This window comes from Leclercia sp. LTM14 (genome assembly GCF_023736175.1).
Taxonomy (GTDB): domain Bacteria; phylum Pseudomonadota; class Gammaproteobacteria; order Enterobacterales; family Enterobacteriaceae; genus Enterobacter; species Enterobacter barmai.
Window position 1 is genome coordinate 683,570 of record NZ_JAIKTT010000002.1, and the last position, 14,605, is coordinate 698,174.

The 14,605-nt window shown below is 55.9% G+C and carries 15 protein-coding genes; 5 read left to right on the forward strand and 10 right to left on the reverse strand.

The window, feature by feature from the left end:
• The first annotated feature begins 64 nt into the window (after nucleotides 1-64).
• Together K5I40_RS07770 and K5I40_RS07775 are read left to right on the forward strand one after the other, a co-directional pair.
• Nucleotides 65-655 (forward strand): metal-dependent hydrolase, encoded by a 591-nt coding sequence (locus K5I40_RS07770; RefSeq protein ID WP_039029065.1) that lies wholly within the window; start codon nucleotides 65-67, stop codon nucleotides 653-655.
• A 129-nt stretch (nucleotides 656-784) separates the two neighbouring features.
• Nucleotides 785-2,176, forward strand: a complete 1,392-nt coding sequence (locus tag K5I40_RS07775) for an L-cystine transporter (RefSeq protein WP_039029064.1) — start codon at nucleotides 785-787, stop codon at nucleotides 2,174-2,176.
• A gap of 58 nt (nucleotides 2,177-2,234) precedes the next feature.
• On the opposite strand, the gene cedA is transcribed toward K5I40_RS07775, so the two are convergent.
• Nucleotides 2,235-2,489, reverse strand: coding sequence for a cell division activator CedA (cedA, locus tag K5I40_RS07780; RefSeq protein WP_223074245.1), 255 nt, complete (start codon nucleotides 2,487-2,489; stop codon nucleotides 2,235-2,237).
• A 197-nt stretch (nucleotides 2,490-2,686) separates the two neighbouring features.
• Between cedA and katE the strand changes: the two genes are divergently transcribed.
• Complete coding sequence (gene katE, locus K5I40_RS07785; protein ID WP_223074246.1) at nucleotides 2,687-4,945, forward strand: catalase HPII; 2,259 nt, start codon at nucleotides 2,687-2,689, stop codon at nucleotides 4,943-4,945.
• Nucleotides 4,946-5,087: 142 nt separating this feature from the next.
• Here katE and chbG read toward each other — a convergent pair whose 3' ends face one another.
• From chbG to osmE, 7 genes are all read right to left on the reverse strand, one after another.
• Nucleotides 5,088-5,843 carry a chitin disaccharide deacetylase gene (gene chbG / locus K5I40_RS07790; protein ID WP_039029060.1) on the reverse strand — a complete coding sequence of 252 codons (756 nt, stop codon included), beginning with the start codon at nucleotides 5,841-5,843 and terminating at the stop codon, nucleotides 5,088-5,090.
• 11 nt (nucleotides 5,844-5,854) lie between these two features.
• A complete protein-coding gene (locus K5I40_RS07795; RefSeq protein ID WP_223074247.1) occupies nucleotides 5,855-7,210 on the reverse strand; it encodes a 6-phospho-beta-glucosidase in 1,356 nt (451 codons plus the stop codon).
• Between the two features lie 103 nt (nucleotides 7,211-7,313).
• Nucleotides 7,314-8,132, reverse strand: a complete 819-nt coding sequence (gene chbR, locus K5I40_RS07800; RefSeq protein ID WP_039029058.1) for a transcriptional regulator ChbR — start codon at nucleotides 8,130-8,132, stop codon at nucleotides 7,314-7,316.
• A gap of 28 nt (nucleotides 8,133-8,160) precedes the next feature.
• A complete protein-coding gene (gene chbA, locus K5I40_RS07805; protein ID WP_039029057.1) occupies nucleotides 8,161-8,514 on the reverse strand; it encodes a PTS N,N'-diacetylchitobiose transporter subunit IIA in 354 nt (117 codons plus the stop codon).
• A gap of 46 nt (nucleotides 8,515-8,560) precedes the next feature.
• Nucleotides 8,561-9,919, reverse strand: a complete 1,359-nt coding sequence (gene chbC / locus K5I40_RS07810) for a PTS N,N'-diacetylchitobiose transporter subunit IIC (RefSeq protein WP_039029056.1) — start codon at nucleotides 9,917-9,919, stop codon at nucleotides 8,561-8,563.
• An 84-nt stretch (nucleotides 9,920-10,003) separates the two neighbouring features.
• On the reverse strand, nucleotides 10,004-10,321 hold the full coding sequence (gene chbB, locus K5I40_RS07815) for a PTS N,N'-diacetylchitobiose transporter subunit IIB (protein ID WP_039029055.1): 318 nt from the start codon (nucleotides 10,319-10,321) through the stop codon (nucleotides 10,004-10,006).
• A gap of 275 nt (nucleotides 10,322-10,596) precedes the next feature.
• Nucleotides 10,597-10,938 carry an osmotically-inducible lipoprotein OsmE gene (gene osmE / locus K5I40_RS07820; protein ID WP_039029054.1) on the reverse strand — a complete coding sequence of 114 codons (342 nt, stop codon included), beginning with the start codon at nucleotides 10,936-10,938 and terminating at the stop codon, nucleotides 10,597-10,599.
• A gap of 231 nt (nucleotides 10,939-11,169) precedes the next feature.
• Here osmE and nadE point away from each other — a divergent pair, with 231 nt between their 5' ends.
• Together nadE and cho are read left to right on the forward strand one after the other, a co-directional pair.
• On the forward strand, nucleotides 11,170-11,997 hold the full coding sequence (gene nadE / locus K5I40_RS07825) for an ammonia-dependent NAD(+) synthetase (RefSeq protein WP_039029053.1): 828 nt from the start codon (nucleotides 11,170-11,172) through the stop codon (nucleotides 11,995-11,997).
• Between the two features lie 85 nt (nucleotides 11,998-12,082).
• Nucleotides 12,083-12,970: an excinuclease Cho gene (gene cho, locus K5I40_RS07830; protein WP_138368774.1), complete on the forward strand. Its 888-nt coding sequence runs from the start codon at nucleotides 12,083-12,085 to the stop codon at nucleotides 12,968-12,970.
• Here the strand turns inward: cho and ves are convergent.
• A complete protein-coding gene (gene ves, locus K5I40_RS07835) occupies nucleotides 12,939-13,496 on the reverse strand; it encodes an environmental stress-induced protein Ves (protein WP_138368773.1) in 558 nt (185 codons plus the stop codon). The genes cho and ves overlap by 32 nt on opposite strands.
• Nucleotides 13,497-13,790: 294 nt before the next feature.
• The gene (gene spy, locus K5I40_RS07840; RefSeq protein ID WP_223074248.1) at nucleotides 13,791-14,279 is read right to left on the reverse strand and encodes an ATP-independent periplasmic protein-refolding chaperone Spy; all 489 of its coding nucleotides are present in this window, start codon (nucleotides 14,277-14,279) and stop codon (nucleotides 13,791-13,793) included.
• Nucleotides 14,280-14,605: the final 326 nt, after the last annotated feature.

The following is a 14,605-nucleotide window of genomic DNA, read 5'->3' on the forward strand; positions in this document are numbered from 1 at the left end:
ACTACTTCCGTATACTGTATAAAATCCCTATACTGGATGCATCGACAGTTTAGTGGGTTTTATCATGACGGCGGAAGGTCATCTGCTCTTTTCTCTCGCCTGCGCAGTGTTTGCCAAAAATGCGGAGCTTACACCGGTGCTGGCGCAGGGTGACTGGTGGCATATCGTGCCATCGGCGGTTTTGACCTGCCTGCTGCCGGATATCGATCATCCCAAGTCGCTGCTCGGGCAGCGGCTGAAGTGGATCTCCAAACCCATTGCCCGCGCCTGCGGGCATCGCGGCTTTACCCACAGCCTGCTGGCGGTGTTCGCTGCCCTGACCCTTTTCTACTTAAAAGTGCCGGACAGCTGGCTGATCCCGGCGGACGCTATCCAGGGAATGGTATTGGGCTATCTGAGCCATATTCTGGCCGACATGCTTACCCCGGCGGGCGTTCCCCTGCTGTGGCCCTGCCGCTGGCGTTTTCGCCTGCCCATCCTCCGCCCGCAAAAAGGTAACCAGCTGGAGCGCGCCCTGTGCATGGCGCTGTTCGCCTGGGCGGTGTGGATGCCGCAGACGCTACCGGAAAACGGTGCCGTGCGCTGGTCCTCGCACATGATTAATTCCCTGCAATTTCAGTTCAACCGCTTTATCCATCATCAGATTGAGCGCTAATTCGACAAAGTTAGCGCGTTTGGAATAAACCATTCCATTTGGATATAAGCGACGGGATCACACTTCTGCTAACCTTGCGCCAACAAGGTCGGACTGATACCGATCTGATATTAAATCAGGAGAACGGGGATGAATTTTCCATTAATCGCGAACATCGTGGTGTTCGTCGGCTTACTGCTGTTGCTGGCGCAGGCGCGTCATAAACAGTGGAGCCTGGCCAAAAAAGTGCTGGTCGGTCTGGTGATGGGCGTGGTCTTTGGCCTGGCGCTGCAGGCCATTTACGGCTCCAGCAACCCGGTGCTGAAAGAGTCTATCCAGTGGTTTAACGTGGTCGGCAACGGCTATGTGCAGCTGCTGCAGATGATTGTCATGCCGCTGGTCTTCGCCTCTATTCTGAGCGCGGTGGCCCGTCTGCATAACGCCTCACAGCTGGGTAAAATCAGCTTCCTGACCATAGGTACGCTGCTGTTTACCACGCTTATCGCGGCACTGGTCGGCGTGCTGGTCACCAACCTGTTTGGCCTGACGGCAGAAGGCCTGGTGCAGGGCACCGCGGAAACCGCGCGTCTGACCGCCATCGAGACCAACTATGCGGGTAAAGTGGCGGATCTCACCGTTCCGCAAATGCTGCTCTCCTTTATCCCGAAAAACCCGTTTGCGGATCTGACCGGCGCGAACCCGACGTCCATCATCAGCGTGGTGATCTTCGCCGCCTTCCTCGGCGTGGCTGCACTGAAGCTGCTGAAAGATGACGCCCCGAAAGGCCAGCGCGTGCTGACCGCCATCGACACCCTGCAGAGCTGGGTGATGAAGCTGGTGCGTCTGGTGATGCAGCTGACCCCGTACGGCGTCCTGGCGCTGATGACCAAAGTGGTTGCTGGCTCTAACCTGCAGGACATCATCAAGCTGGGCAGCTTCGTGGTTGCCTCTTACCTCGGTCTGGGCATCATGTTTGTGGTCCACGCCATTCTGCTGACTGTGAACGGCGTAAGCCCGCTGAAATACTTCCGCAAAGTGTGGCCGGTGCTGACCTTCGCCTTTACCAGCCGCTCCAGCGCAGCCTCCATTCCGCTGAACGTGGAAGCGCAGACCCGTCGTCTGGGCGTGCCGGAATCCATCGCCAGCTTCTCCGCCTCCTTCGGCGCGACCATTGGTCAGAACGGTTGTGCCGGTCTCTACCCGGCCATGCTGGCGGTAATGGTTGCCCCAACGGTAGGCATTAACCCGCTGGATCCGGTGTGGATCGCAACTCTGGTCGGGATTGTGACCGTGAGCTCTGCCGGTGTAGCCGGTGTGGGCGGCGGCGCAACCTTCGCGGCGCTGATTGTCCTGCCTGCGCTGGGTCTGCCGGTAACGCTGGTGGCGCTGCTGATCTCCGTTGAACCGCTGATCGACATGGGCCGTACCGCGCTGAACGTCAGCGGCTCCATGACCGCCGGGACGCTGACCAGCCAGTGGCTGAAGCAGACCGACAAAGCGGTTCTGGAAAGCGAAGACGACGCGGAACTCGCGCACCGTTAATCGCCTCCTCTGTTAAAAAAAACCGCCTTCAGCAATGACGGCGGTTTTTTTATATCTGTTAATCCTCAACGTCTTCGTCCTGCCGGACCTGAACCGCCCAACGCTGGGCAGACTCCGGCACAGTAAACGCCGGGGAACGACGAAAACGTTCGCCGATCAGTACAAAAGCCACATATTTACCGCGTAACAGCCAGACGTCACGAAAGCCATCCATTTTAGTGGCGTGGTCGGGCGGCGCGGGTTCAACGCGGGGCTGATAGCTGATTACAGGACGATTTTGTTGGCGAAGAGGTTTCATAAGCAGCGGGTTCACTAAACAAACTTAAAAATCAGTAAATTCCTATCATAGCCGATTGCCCCTTCTGCGTCGCGCCCCACGTGCCAGCTGAAGCGTAAGCGGTAGTCCGAAATTGGGTATTCACCCAGCTTATAACCCTTAATGTTCTATAGTTATTGGGTTTTAAGGCAAATACGACCGCGTTTCAGCAATGAAAACAGGAGACGAGTGCAATGTCGCAAAATGATAAGACACATAAACCCGAACAATCCCCGCTTCACGACGCCCATGAAGCGCAGCCCGGAATGGACTCGCTGGCCCCGGCGGACGGTTCTCACCTCGCCAGCCCGGTCCCTACGCCACCGGGCCAGGAGCCCACAGCGCCCGGCAGCCTGAAGTCACCCGATACCGGCAACCAGAAACTGAATGCGCTTGATGAAGTTCGCAAAGGCGGCGAGAACTTCCCGCTGACCACTAACCAGGGGGTGCGCATCGCGGACGATCAGAACTCCCTGCGCGCCGGAACCCGCGGCCCGACCCTGCTGGAAGACTTTATCCTGCGGGAGAAGATCACCCACTTTGACCATGAGCGTATCCCGGAGCGTATTGTGCACGCCCGTGGTTCGGCCGCGCACGGCTATTTTCAGCCGTATAAAAACCTGAGCGATTTGACTAAAGCCGATTTCCTCTCCGACCCGGATAAAATTACCCCGGTCTTTGTCCGTTTCTCTACGGTGCAGGGCGGCGCAGGCTCCGCCGATACGGTGCGTGATATTCGCGGCTTCGCCACCAAGTTTTACACCGAAGAGGGCGTTTTTGATCTGGTGGGCAACAACACGCCGATCTTCTTTATTCAGGACGCACACAAGTTCCCCGATTTTGTACACGCGGTAAAACCGGAGCCACACTGGGCGATCCCGCAGGGTCAGAGCGCGCACGACACCTTCTGGGATTATGTCTCCCTGCAGCCGGAAACCCTGCACAACGTGATGTGGGCGATGTCTGACCGTGGTATTCCGCGCAGCTATCGCACCATGGAAGGCTTTGGCATCCACACCTTCCGCCTGATCAATGCCGAAGGCAAAGCCACCTTTGTGCGCTTCCACTGGAAGCCGGTGGCCGGTAAAGCCTCGCTGGTGTGGGATGAGGCGCAGAAGCTTACCGGGCGCGATCCGGACTTCCACCGCCGCGATCTCTGGGAATCCATTGAAGCGGGCGACTTCCCGGAATTTGAGCTCGGTTTCCAGCTGATCCCGGAAGAGGACGAGTTCAAATTCGACTTTGATCTTCTCGACCCGACCAAGCTGATCCCCGAAGAGCTGGTGCCGGTGCAGCTGGTGGGCAAAATGGTGCTCAACCGTAACCCGGACAACTTCTTTGCCGAGAACGAACAGGCCGCCTTCCACCCGGGGCATATCGTTCCGGGGCTGGATTTCACTAACGACCCGCTACTGCAGGGGCGTCTGTTCTCCTACACCGATACGCAGATCAGCCGCCTCGGCGGGCCGAACTTCCACGAAATCCCGATCAACAAACCAACCTGTCCCTACCATAACTTCCAGCGGGACGGGATGCACCGCATGGAGATCGACACCAACCCGGCCAACTACGAGCCGAACTCAATCAACGACAACTGGCCGCGCGAAACCCCTCCGGGGCCAAAACGCGGCGGCTTTGAGTCGTATCAGGAGCGCGTGGAAGGGACCAAAATTCGCGAGCGCAGCCCCTCCTTCGCCGAATACTACGCCCACCCACGCCTGTTCTGGCACAGCCAGACGCCGGTGGAGCAGGAGCATATTATCGGTGCCTTCAGCTTTGAGCTGAGCAAGGTGGTGCGCACCTACATCCGCGAGCGGGTGGTGGATCAGCTGGCGCATATTGATATCACCCTGGCGCAGGGCGTGGCGGACAATCTGGGTATCACCCTGACCGACGAGCAGCGCAACCTTGTTCCGCCGCAGGATGTGAACGGTTTGAAAAAGGATCCGTCACTTAGCCTGTATGCCGTTCCCGGCGGCGATATCAAAGGTCGCGTGGTGGCCGTATTGCTGAACGACAAGCCTCGCGCCAGCGATGTGCTGGCGGTGCTGCAGGCGCTGAAGGCCAAAGGCGTGCATGCGAAGCTGCTCTACTCGCGAATGGGTGAAGTCATTGCCGACGACGGCTCGGTGCTGCCGGTGGCCGGAACCTTCGCCGGTTCTCCGTCGCTGACCGTGGATGCGGTGGTGGTGCCGTGCGGGGATATTCAGGGTCTGCTCACTAACGGCGATGCGGCCTATTACCTGCTGGAAGCCTATAAGCACCTCAAGCCGATTGCGCTGGCAGGCGATGCCCGTCAGTTCAAGCCGCTGCTGAAGGTGGCAGATCAGGGCGAAGAAGGGATTATCGAAGGCGATACGGCGGCAGGCGCGTTTATGGATGAACTGACGCTGCTGATGGCGGCGCACCGGGTGTGGTCCCGCAGCAGTAAAATCGCGGCCATTCCGGCGTAAAAAAAGCCGGGTGGCGGCTACGCCTTACCCGGCCTACGTTTCGGTGCTTTTGTAGACATTGTAGGCCGGGTAAGCGCAAGCGTCACCCGGCATTTCCCGTGATTTGTAGGCCGGGTAAGCGCAAGCGCCACCCGGCGTTTCCTCACAGATCCCTGAACGTTCCCAACCGGTACCCGCGCTCGGCAATGGCATATTTCAGCGATGTCGAGGTGAGCACGTCCAGCTCCGTCAGTCGCGGCCAGCAGTAGGCGCTTTTACGGATGGTGTTATCGATAAACGCCGGATGTGCCATCACCTCCAGCGAGCGCTCTCCCTTCTGCACTGACTCATCCAGCACGCGTAAAAACAGCGCTTCACTGATGTCATCGCCATAGAACGCGCTGCTGAAGCCGTCGGTGGTAGGCGGCAGGCCGGCATCCCGTTCGATCCCTTCAACCAGAGGATCCACCCGTAATGCCACCCCTTTGCGACGGGCAAATTCGGCCACCAGCGGGAAGATGGCCGGGATCATGTGCACATGGTGATGGCTGTCGATATGGGTCGGTTCGCGCCCGAAGAGATCGACGAAGCGATTGAACTGACAGTCCAGCTCGCGGGCAATCTCCTCCAGCGGCAGCGTCCCCTGCTCTGCCATCTCCCAGATCCACTTGCCGAGCACGCCGTCCCGGGTCAGCCCCGGCATGGAGGTCAGCGGCATGCCGAGGGTCAGCACAAAGTGCATGCCTACCCCCAGCTCAGGCAGATCCCGGCTGAGCGCCGCAGCGTGCTCAACGGCATCGCCGTTAACCATCGCGGTGGTGGAGGTCACCACCCCGTTCCGACAGGCGTCCAGAATGCCGTAGTTCTGCCCTTTTGAGAGGCCAAAATCATCGGCATTGACGATCAGCAGATATTCCATAGCGATCCCTCTCAGTGCTGCTCGCTTTTCAGTTTATCGACAGTGGCAGCGAAGTTCGGCAGCCATTTTTCATGGGCCAGAATCAGGTCGCGCGCCAGCTTCTCGGCATCGCGATCGGATTGCACCAGCGGGCTCAGGTTCAGGGCCAGCAGCACGTCGTTCAGCTCGCCGCTGATGGCCGCCTGGCTTGCCGCCACCTCAAAGCCCTTGATGGTGTGGATAAGCCCCATCACCTTGTCATCGAAATGAGTCAGGCGAGGATGCGGCTTCGCGCCGTCGCGGCCCAGAATACAGGTCATCTCCACCGCCCAGTCCACCGGAATGTTATCAATATGGCCGTGGTGCGGCACGTTGACGTAATGTTCCGCCTGCTTGTCGTTGTAGATGGCGTTGATCACTTCGCAGGCGGCATCAGAGTAGTAAGCTCCGCCGCGCTGCTCCAGCTCTTTCGGCTTCACGTTCAGATCCGGGTTTTTATACAGATCGAACAGCTGTTTTTCTACCTTCTGTACGACCTGCGCGCGGGCGCCGCCTTTGTAGTATTCGCCCATCTCGATCGCCAGCATCTCTTTCAGCTTAAAGTAGTAAAGCAGATAGGAGCACGGGAGCAGGTTCAGGGAGCGGATCAGCCCTTCGCTGAACGGCAGGTCGAAAATGTTCTTCACCGAGCTCGCTTTCAGGGTGCCGCTCGCCACGCCGTCCAGCAGCTCCGCGAAGCGAGATTTGCCGTTAACCAGCACGTCTTTGATGAACACCATGTGGTTCAGGCCAAACAGGTCGATGGAAAGTTCGTCGCTGTCGGTCAGGGCCAGCACGTCGCGAATAAACATCTTCATGCCGATAGGAATGTTGCAGACGCCGATAAAGCGTTTGAAATCCGTGTGGCGATAAACCGCTTCGGTCACCATTCCGGCCGGGTTGGTGAAGTTGATCACCCACGCCTGCGGGCAGATCTCCTGCACGTCTTTAATGATGTCGAACACCACCGGAATGGTACGCAGCCCTTTGAACAGGCCGCCTGCCCCGTTGGTCTCCTGGCCCAGATAGCCGTAGCTCAGCGGGATGCGCTCATCCAGCTCGCGGGCCTTCAGCTGGCCGACGCGTAGCTGGGTGGTGACAAAATCGGCATCCTTTAGCGCCTGGCGGCGGTCGAGGGTTTTATGCACGGTCATCGGCACGCCCGCTTTTTTCACCATGCGCTGGCAGAGGTCAAAAATAATATCCAGCTTCTCCTGGCCCTCGGCCACGTCAACCAGCCACAATTCGCTGACCGGCAGTTCATGGTAACGCTTGAGGAAGCCTTCCAGTAATTCCGGGGTATAGCTGCTTCCGCCGCCGATGGTCACTACTTTAAGTTTCTTTTGCATAATATTCTCCCTGGGCGATCCGCTTTTTGAGTATAGCGGTCCCTTCCCATCTATTTTGGGCAATCATTTAAATCAATATTCCCGGCGGTAATACCGCCGGACGTTAATTAATAACCGTGAGGTTTTTCCGGTAGCTGTTAGGTGTAAATGAGGTCAATTTCTTAAAGGTCTTAATAAACAGACTCGGACTGCTGTAACCGGATTCGTAAGCAATATCCGTCACCGAATAGTTGGTAATTTCCAGCTGTTTTCTGGCGAAATTGATCCGTATTTCATTAATAATCTGTACCGGCGTTTTCTGATAATAACGCTGGGTCGCACGGGTCAGGTATTCCTGTGATTTACCCGACAACGCCACCATATTTTCCAGCGCGTTTTCACCAAAACGCAGCTTGTCGTGCATCATTTCAACGGTGGTGCGCAGCCATTGCGGGATATCGTCAGTTGCCTGCTGCTCTTCGCGATAGTGGCGAAGGCGGTTGACGACGTAAAAGGTCACCGTTTCAATAAATTCATCGAACTCATTGTCACGGAAGTTAAGCGAGGCAATCACGGTGTCGATCCAGTTCAGGAATTCACTTTTAACGTGATAAACCTGCGAGGCCACAAAGCAGAACGGCAGCAGCGGCGAGTAGTGGGTTTCGAAGAAGCGTTTACTGATGCCGACGTTGAGAATGCGCGTGGCGCCAAAATCGTAAAAGCTCTGATGATGCGACCCCATCGGGATAAAGACAAAGTCCCCGCGCTCCAGCAGCACCCGCTTGCCGTTGATCTCCTGGAAATAGCGGCCGGTCAGCACAATGGTGAACTCATAGTAGTCATGCTGATGCAGACCGCTGATGCTCTCCACTTTGTTGTAAATAAACACATGAAAATTTTTACCATTGAACAGCTGTTGTTCCCGGGCGGTAGTGATTTCCATGGCGCTGACCTCCTGCTATCAGACTGATTTACTGCATTTTCTCGTGAAGTTCGATGAGTTCCGCCACCAGCTCACGGGCCAGCATGGAGGTCATCAGATGGTCCTGGGCGTGTACCAGCACCAGGCTCACCTTCATTTTACCTTCACCCTGATCGCTTTCGATCAGTTTTGTTTGCACCAGATGGGCTTCATTCAACGCGGTGCGCGACTGGGCCATCATCTCTTTGGCGGAATCGAAATCGCCCTGCTTGGCTTTTTTCAGCGCCGCGTATGCCAGGCTGCGCGCCTGTCCGGAGTTGATGATAAGCCCCATCACCACTTCTTCAAGATCGTTCTCTGCTACGTCTTCTGGCTCTGCTACAACATTCTCTAAATCAAACATCTCTTGTTCTCCTGTACTGACGCGGGTTGCCCCGCGTCATACGACATCAGAATTTCAGTGCGAGGGCGATATCTTCTTCGCTCTCTTCTTCATCAATGGTGGTCTGGGCCTTGTTGGCGATGGCGACAAACGGCATGTAGAGCAGGGTTGCCACACCAAGGTTGAATATCGCTAACAGGAATGCCGCAACGCTGCCGTTGGTGTTGAAGAAGGCGCCCAGACCGGCTGGCATGGTCCACGGTGCGATGTTAGTGATAGGCGGGATAATGCCCAGGTAGTACGCCGTCAGGGTAATGGCGGCCAGCAGCGGCTGCACCAGGATGAACGGAATGAACATAACCGGGTTCATGATGATCGGCATACCGAACAGGATGGGCTCGTTAATCTGGAAGATGCCTGACGGCAGGGCCAGCTTCGCCACCTGGCGGTGATCCGCACGGCGGGAGGTGATAAACACCGCGATGATCAGACCTAACGTCGCCCCGGTACCGCCCAGGAAGATATAGGAGTCGAGCATCGGTTTCGCCCAGACGTGGAAGGTCTTGCCTGCCGCCAGCGCCGCGTCAACGGAGCCGTACTGCTGGTAGAGTGCCACGTTTTCCAGCGCCCATGGGGTCATGATGCCGCTGTCCAGCGCGGCCAGCGCCAGAGAGCCGTGAACACCGAAGAACCACAGCAGGGAGGTGAAGATGACGTAAGCCCAGCCCACGACCCCACCCATGGATGCCAGCGGTGTGGAGATGGTGTCCATGATGATCTGGTGGAAGTTGGTGCCCCAGTGAGAGAGCGCCCAGGCGATGGTCCCCATGATGGAGAGAATAATGAAGCCTGGGATCAGCGCCGAGAAGGAGCGCGACACCGATGCCGGGACGCTGTCCGGCAAGCGGATCACCCAGTTGCGACGAATAATAAAGGTAAACATTTCCGCCACGACCAGACCGATCACAATACCGGAAATAATGTTCGCCCCGCCCAGCCAGTTGGCACCCACCGCGTAAGCTTCACCGACGCTGTAAGGGGTCACGGTCATAAAGGCAGCGACAGATAATAAACCGGCGGCCAGCGAGTCGACTTTACGCTCTTCCGCCAGCGCCATCCCGATAAAGAAAGGCGCCATCAGCGACATAATACCCAGCGTACCGTTGTACACATTGCCGCCGATGGCCTTGAAACCATTTAACGTTTCAATAGTTGAGGGATCTAAACGAACACCTAATGAATAGAAAAATGAACCATCACCGAAGCTCAGAAAAACGTTGTTAATTAAAACGAACATGGCACCGGCCAGGGTTAACGGCATTACCTTAATAAAACCGTTTTTAATGGCGTTGACATGCGGTTGCTTTCCTATTTTAACTGCAAAAGGAAGGAGTACCTTTTCAAGCGCAGCAATAAATCTACTCATAGAAAATGCCCTTAAATGCCGCAATAATATTGCGGCGTAAGTGTGTGTGAAATTGCTCTTTGACGGGAAAAATAAAAAATTAAATTAATTAGCAGCTTTTTTAATCGCCGCTACAGCAGCTTTAAGAACACCCAAACCATCCACTTTGCCGTACAGCACAGAGTCGATCACTTCCACCGGTTTATTCGGTAACAGACGTTGAATTTCCGGCAACATATACGCAATTTGCGGACCCAGCAGCACGACGTCTGCGCTGGTGCCCTTCTCACCCGCCAGGGTTTCCGGGAAGGCTTCAATCACAACCGGCACTTCGTACTTCTCTGCCTGCGCGCGCATCTTTGACACCAGCAGTGACGTTGACATGCCCGCTGAGCAAAACAGATAGATATGTTTCTTTTCCATAATGACTTCCCTCTTATATGGCCACCGCGTTAGCCGCAATATCAGCGCCGTTACCTGGCGTCTCGTCTCGCTGGCCTGTCTGATGGGATGAGTATACGGCAAGGGAATTGCTGGGGATAATCCAGAATGTTTTGGAATTGTCTCTCATTGACCTGCGGTTATGACTGCCTTCACATTTCAGGCAAATAATTCGCGATAAGAAATAAGATTGCGGGGCGGCAAAAAGAAAACCGGCCAGAGGGCCGGTTTGTCTGTCTGCTCAGGAAGGAGCCTGATTAGGCTTTAGGCGCCTGCGGATCGGTGTCGTATTCGGCACAGGTCTGATAGCCGGAGTTCATAACGTGACCTGTGTCATCTAATGCAACAAAATAGGTCTCGGTTTTACCATCCCGTTGACCCAGGATGTAGGTCTGGCAGGTACCGCGAGCGTGGATCATCGTCACCTCTGATGACGGCTTACCGGCCAGTTGCTCAACCTGAGCACGGGTCATCCCTTTTTTAACGTCTTTTACTACTGGCTCTTTAAACTGATCTGTTGTGCGGTCATAGGCGGTACAGCCCGCCAGTAAAGTCAGTACAGCCGCTGCGCCTAACATTCCTGCTACGTTCTTGTTCATATTCCGTCCTCTTGTTTATCAGCGTGTTAAGTAAGCCTGGAATAGAAAACCACATTTTTCAACCCTAAGCGTGACGGCAGAGTTTTTTAGGAAAATTCCTGTAAAACCAATATAACCTGCTGAATCGCTCTAATTCGCTGCATTCAAATCTGTGATCCTTGTCGTTTTCCGCATGACAGGTTAGCTTTAACAGAACATTCATCAGGCAAATTTGTGTAACGGAGGGGCCAGATGGCTCTACAACAAGAGATTATCCAGGCGCTGGGTGCCAAACCCACCATCAATGCGGAAGACGAGATCCGCCGCAGCGTTGATTTTTTGAAATCCTATCTTACCCGCTTCCCGTTCCTGAAAACGCTGGTGCTGGGCATCAGCGGCGGACAGGACTCCACGCTCGCCGGTAAACTGAGCCAGATGGCTATCAGTGAACTGCGTGCAGAGACAGGCAACAACGACCTGCAGTTTATCGCCGTGCGCCTGCCTTACGGCGTACAGTTCGACGAGCAGGACTGCCAGGATGCCATCGCCTTTATTCAGCCCGATCGCGTGTTGACCGTGAACATTAAAGAAGCGGTGCTGGCCAGCGAAAAAGCGCTGCGTGAAGCCGGCATTGAGCTGAGCGATTTTGTCCGCGGCAACGAAAAAGCCCGCGAGCGTATGAAAGCCCAGTACAGCATCGCCGGGATGACCAGCGGCGTGGTGGTGGGGACGGACCATGCCGCAGAGGCGCTGACCGGCTTCTTCACCAAATATGGCGACGGCGGCACCGACATCAACCCGCTGTTCCGTCTCAACAAGCGCCAGGGCAAACAGCTGCTGGCCGCGCTGGGCTGCCCGGAGCATCTCTATAAGAAAGCCCCAACCGCGGACCTGGAAGACGATCGCCCTTCCCTGCCAGACGAAGCCGCGCTGGGCGTGACCTATGAAAACATTGATGATTATCTGGAAGGCAAGACCCTGGACGAAGGCACCGCCCGCATTATTGAAGGCTGGTACCTGAAGACTGAGCACAAACGTCGTCCGCCGATCACGGTATTCGACGACTTCTGGAAACAGTAATTCTGCAGGGGCGGCGTCTGCCGCCTCTTTTTTAACCACATAACTGCTGCTACACTGTATGCCTGAACAGTATCAGGAGTATGTTGTGAGCAGGCGTCAATCGGCACCGCGGCTTGAATTCGAAGCGGCCGCCATCTATGAATATCCCGAACATCTTCGCCCGTGGCTTGAGGCTCTGCCCAAACAGCCTGGCGTTTACTTCTTTCATGGCGAAAGCGACGCCATGCCCCTGTATATCGGCAAGAGCGTCAATATTCGCAGCCGGGTGCTGTCGCATCTGCGCACCCCGGACGAGGCCGCCATGCTGCGCCAGTCCCGGCGGATCACCTGGACGCAAACCGCCGGTGAGCTGGGCGCGCTGCTGCTGGAAGCACGTTTAATCAAGGAGCAGCAGCCGCTGTTCAATAAACGGTTACGCCGCAATCGCCAGCTCTGCTCGCTGCAGATCACCGAGGGAAAACCGCAGATTGTGTATGCCCGGGAGGTGGATTTCTCCCACACCCCGAACCTGTTTGGCCTGTTTGCTAATCGCCGGGCGGCGCTGCAAACCCTGCAGGCGCTGGCCGATGAGCGCCAGCTCTGTTATGGCCTGCTCGGGCTGGAGTCGTTAACCCGCGGGCGGGCCTGTTTCCGTTCGGCGCTGAAGCGTTGTGCGGGGGCGTGCTGCGGAAAAGAGAGCGTTGAGGATCACCAGCAGCGGCTGGTTGAAGGGTTGCAGGCGATTGGCGTCACCTGCTGGCCGTGGGACTGCGCCGTGGCGCTGAAAGAGTCGCGCCCGGAGATGACCCACTACCATATCATCCATAACTGGCTCTGGCTGGGCGCGGTGGAAAGCCTCGACGAGGCGGCGGAACTGCTGCGCGCCCCCGCCGGTTTTGATCAGGATGGGTATAAAATTCTCTGCAAGCCGCTGCTGGCCGGGAACTATGAGATCATTCCGCTCAGTGACCTGGAAGCCAGAAAATCTCGCTGAACAGCAGGGTGCCCTCTGCCTTGAGCAGCCGCAGGGTGTGATCGCCGTCATGCCAGTACGCGCCCTGGTCGGCGGTGAGCAATTTGTCGCCCAACTGCCAGGCCCCGCTCAGCACAAAGACCACCCCGCCGCGTGACGCAAAGGTGGTGAAGGTGCGATCCGCCACCCGCACCTTCGCCCGACAGATGTCCCGGCGGGTCATGATGTTAAAGTCCATCGACATCTGCCCTTCCAGCAGCTCCGCCTTGACCGGCAACTCTCCGGCAAAGCTGAAGGGCTGATGACGTCGCAGGGTGTGGTTAAACGCCTGCCCGCCATCCAGCTTCACTTCACCCCCTTCCAGCAGGGTAATCACCCGGTCGATGCCGGGCGAAACGGAAAAATCGCCGTTGCTGGCAAGGGACGCAATACTGGCGCGCCAGGTAAAGTCCCGGGTTGCCGGAGGGAAACAACATATTTCGCGCGTCTCGCCTGCGCCGTTGCGCCAGAGGTTAACCGGCATTTTGCGGATATCAAAAAAGTCCATCACCACTCCAAATGGCGCAATGCGCGCCAGAGCATCCCGCCGGGGGCGGTTGCTTATTGTTTGTTATCATTAGGTCGCTGCGGATCAATATCGGCAGATGTGCGGGTGGGCCTTAGTCCGACGGTGAAAAAAAGTAACGTCAGACATTTCAAACACATTCTGCAGATCGATAACAGGAGAATACCGGGATGGTGGCGGCTGGCAAGAGGCAGGAAAAGAAAAAACCGCCGGACCTGTCCACAGCGAATACGCTTGGGTGAACAGGACTCCGGCGGTCTTGAATGGCTGAACCGATTATTCGGCTGGTGGGGTCATTTTACCTTCCGGCGCTGAACGTTCTGTCAGACGCTTCTCAAAATTGGCATTAAACTGCTTTTTCTGTTCCGGGGTAAGAATGTTGTAGATCTTGTTCTGGGTTTCCATGTGCGCCAGCATGCGGGCTTTATGCTGCTCGGCCATCTTATCTACCTGCGCCTCGGCTTTCGCTTTATCGAAGCTGTCGCTGGCGATGATGTCATGCATTGCGCGACGCTCTTCTACCGGCGGACGCTTCATCTGGTCACGCTGGCTTTTCATGATGTCGCGAACCTGCTGTATCTGCGCATCGGTCAGGTTCAGGTCTTTAAACATCATGTCGTGATGCATACCCGGCTTACCTTTATGATGCATCATTTTGCCTTCGGTTGGTGCTGCCGTGGTGGTGGCGGTATCTGCGGCGAACGCCGCGCTGGTAGCGCCCAGAGCCAGGGTAGAGGCAACAAACAGTGCAGTTAATTTACGCATAATTTTGTCCTTCCTTTCAGTTATTCTTCGGCGCTATGCCGTGTTGACGAGATTCACTTTACGGGGTTTATCGTCAATTAGTCAGAGCAACGGTAAAACAATGAAAGTGTAAAAAACAAATTATCGTCAAATATGGAGAAAATAAGGATAAAGCGTGGAGAGTTGAAACAGAAATATGCAATAACATGATTTTAAAGAGATTGTGAAGGAGTATACCGACAAACAGATTAATAATAAAGCAAACAGCCAGGAATAATCTGTAATAAAAGCAGTGATAATGACATGAGTGCGTGAATAACCGGCCCCGCCGCGTTGCGCTTATTGGG

What these genes read in the sequence shown, in the direction of transcription:
- K5I40_RS07795 (WP_223074247.1), bottom strand. Translation starts at nt 7,210, where the DNA reads ATGCAAAAGAAACTTAAAGTAGTGACCATCGGCGGCGGAAGCAGCTAT.
- spy (WP_223074248.1), bottom strand. Translation starts at nt 14,279, where the DNA reads ATGCGTAAATTAACTGCACTGTTTGTTGCCTCTACCCTGGCTCTGGGC.
- chbG (WP_039029060.1), bottom strand. Translation starts at nt 5,843, where the DNA reads ATGGAATATCTGCTGATCGTCAATGCCGATGATTTTGGCCTCTCAAAA.
- chbR (WP_039029058.1), bottom strand. Translation starts at nt 8,132, where the DNA reads ATGGAAATCACTACCGCCCGGGAACAACAGCTGTTCAATGGTAAAAAT.
- K5I40_RS07775 (WP_039029064.1), top strand. Translation starts at nt 785, where the DNA reads ATGAATTTTCCATTAATCGCGAACATCGTGGTGTTCGTCGGCTTACTG.
- osmE (WP_039029054.1), bottom strand. Translation starts at nt 10,938, where the DNA reads ATGAACAAGAACGTAGCAGGAATGTTAGGCGCAGCGGCTGTACTGACT.
- chbC (WP_039029056.1), bottom strand. Translation starts at nt 9,919, where the DNA reads ATGAGTAGATTTATTGCTGCGCTTGAAAAGGTACTCCTTCCTTTTGCA.
- nadE (WP_039029053.1), top strand. Translation starts at nt 11,170, where the DNA reads ATGGCTCTACAACAAGAGATTATCCAGGCGCTGGGTGCCAAACCCACC.
- katE (WP_223074246.1), top strand. Translation starts at nt 2,687, where the DNA reads ATGTCGCAAAATGATAAGACACATAAACCCGAACAATCCCCGCTTCAC.
- chbB (WP_039029055.1), bottom strand. Translation starts at nt 10,321, where the DNA reads ATGGAAAAGAAACATATCTATCTGTTTTGCTCAGCGGGCATGTCAACG.
- ves (WP_138368773.1), bottom strand. Translation starts at nt 13,496, where the DNA reads ATGGACTTTTTTGATATCCGCAAAATGCCGGTTAACCTCTGGCGCAAC.
- K5I40_RS07770 (WP_039029065.1), top strand. Translation starts at nt 65, where the DNA reads ATGACGGCGGAAGGTCATCTGCTCTTTTCTCTCGCCTGCGCAGTGTTT.
- chbA (WP_039029057.1), bottom strand. Translation starts at nt 8,514, where the DNA reads ATGTTTGATTTAGAGAATGTTGTAGCAGAGCCAGAAGACGTAGCAGAG.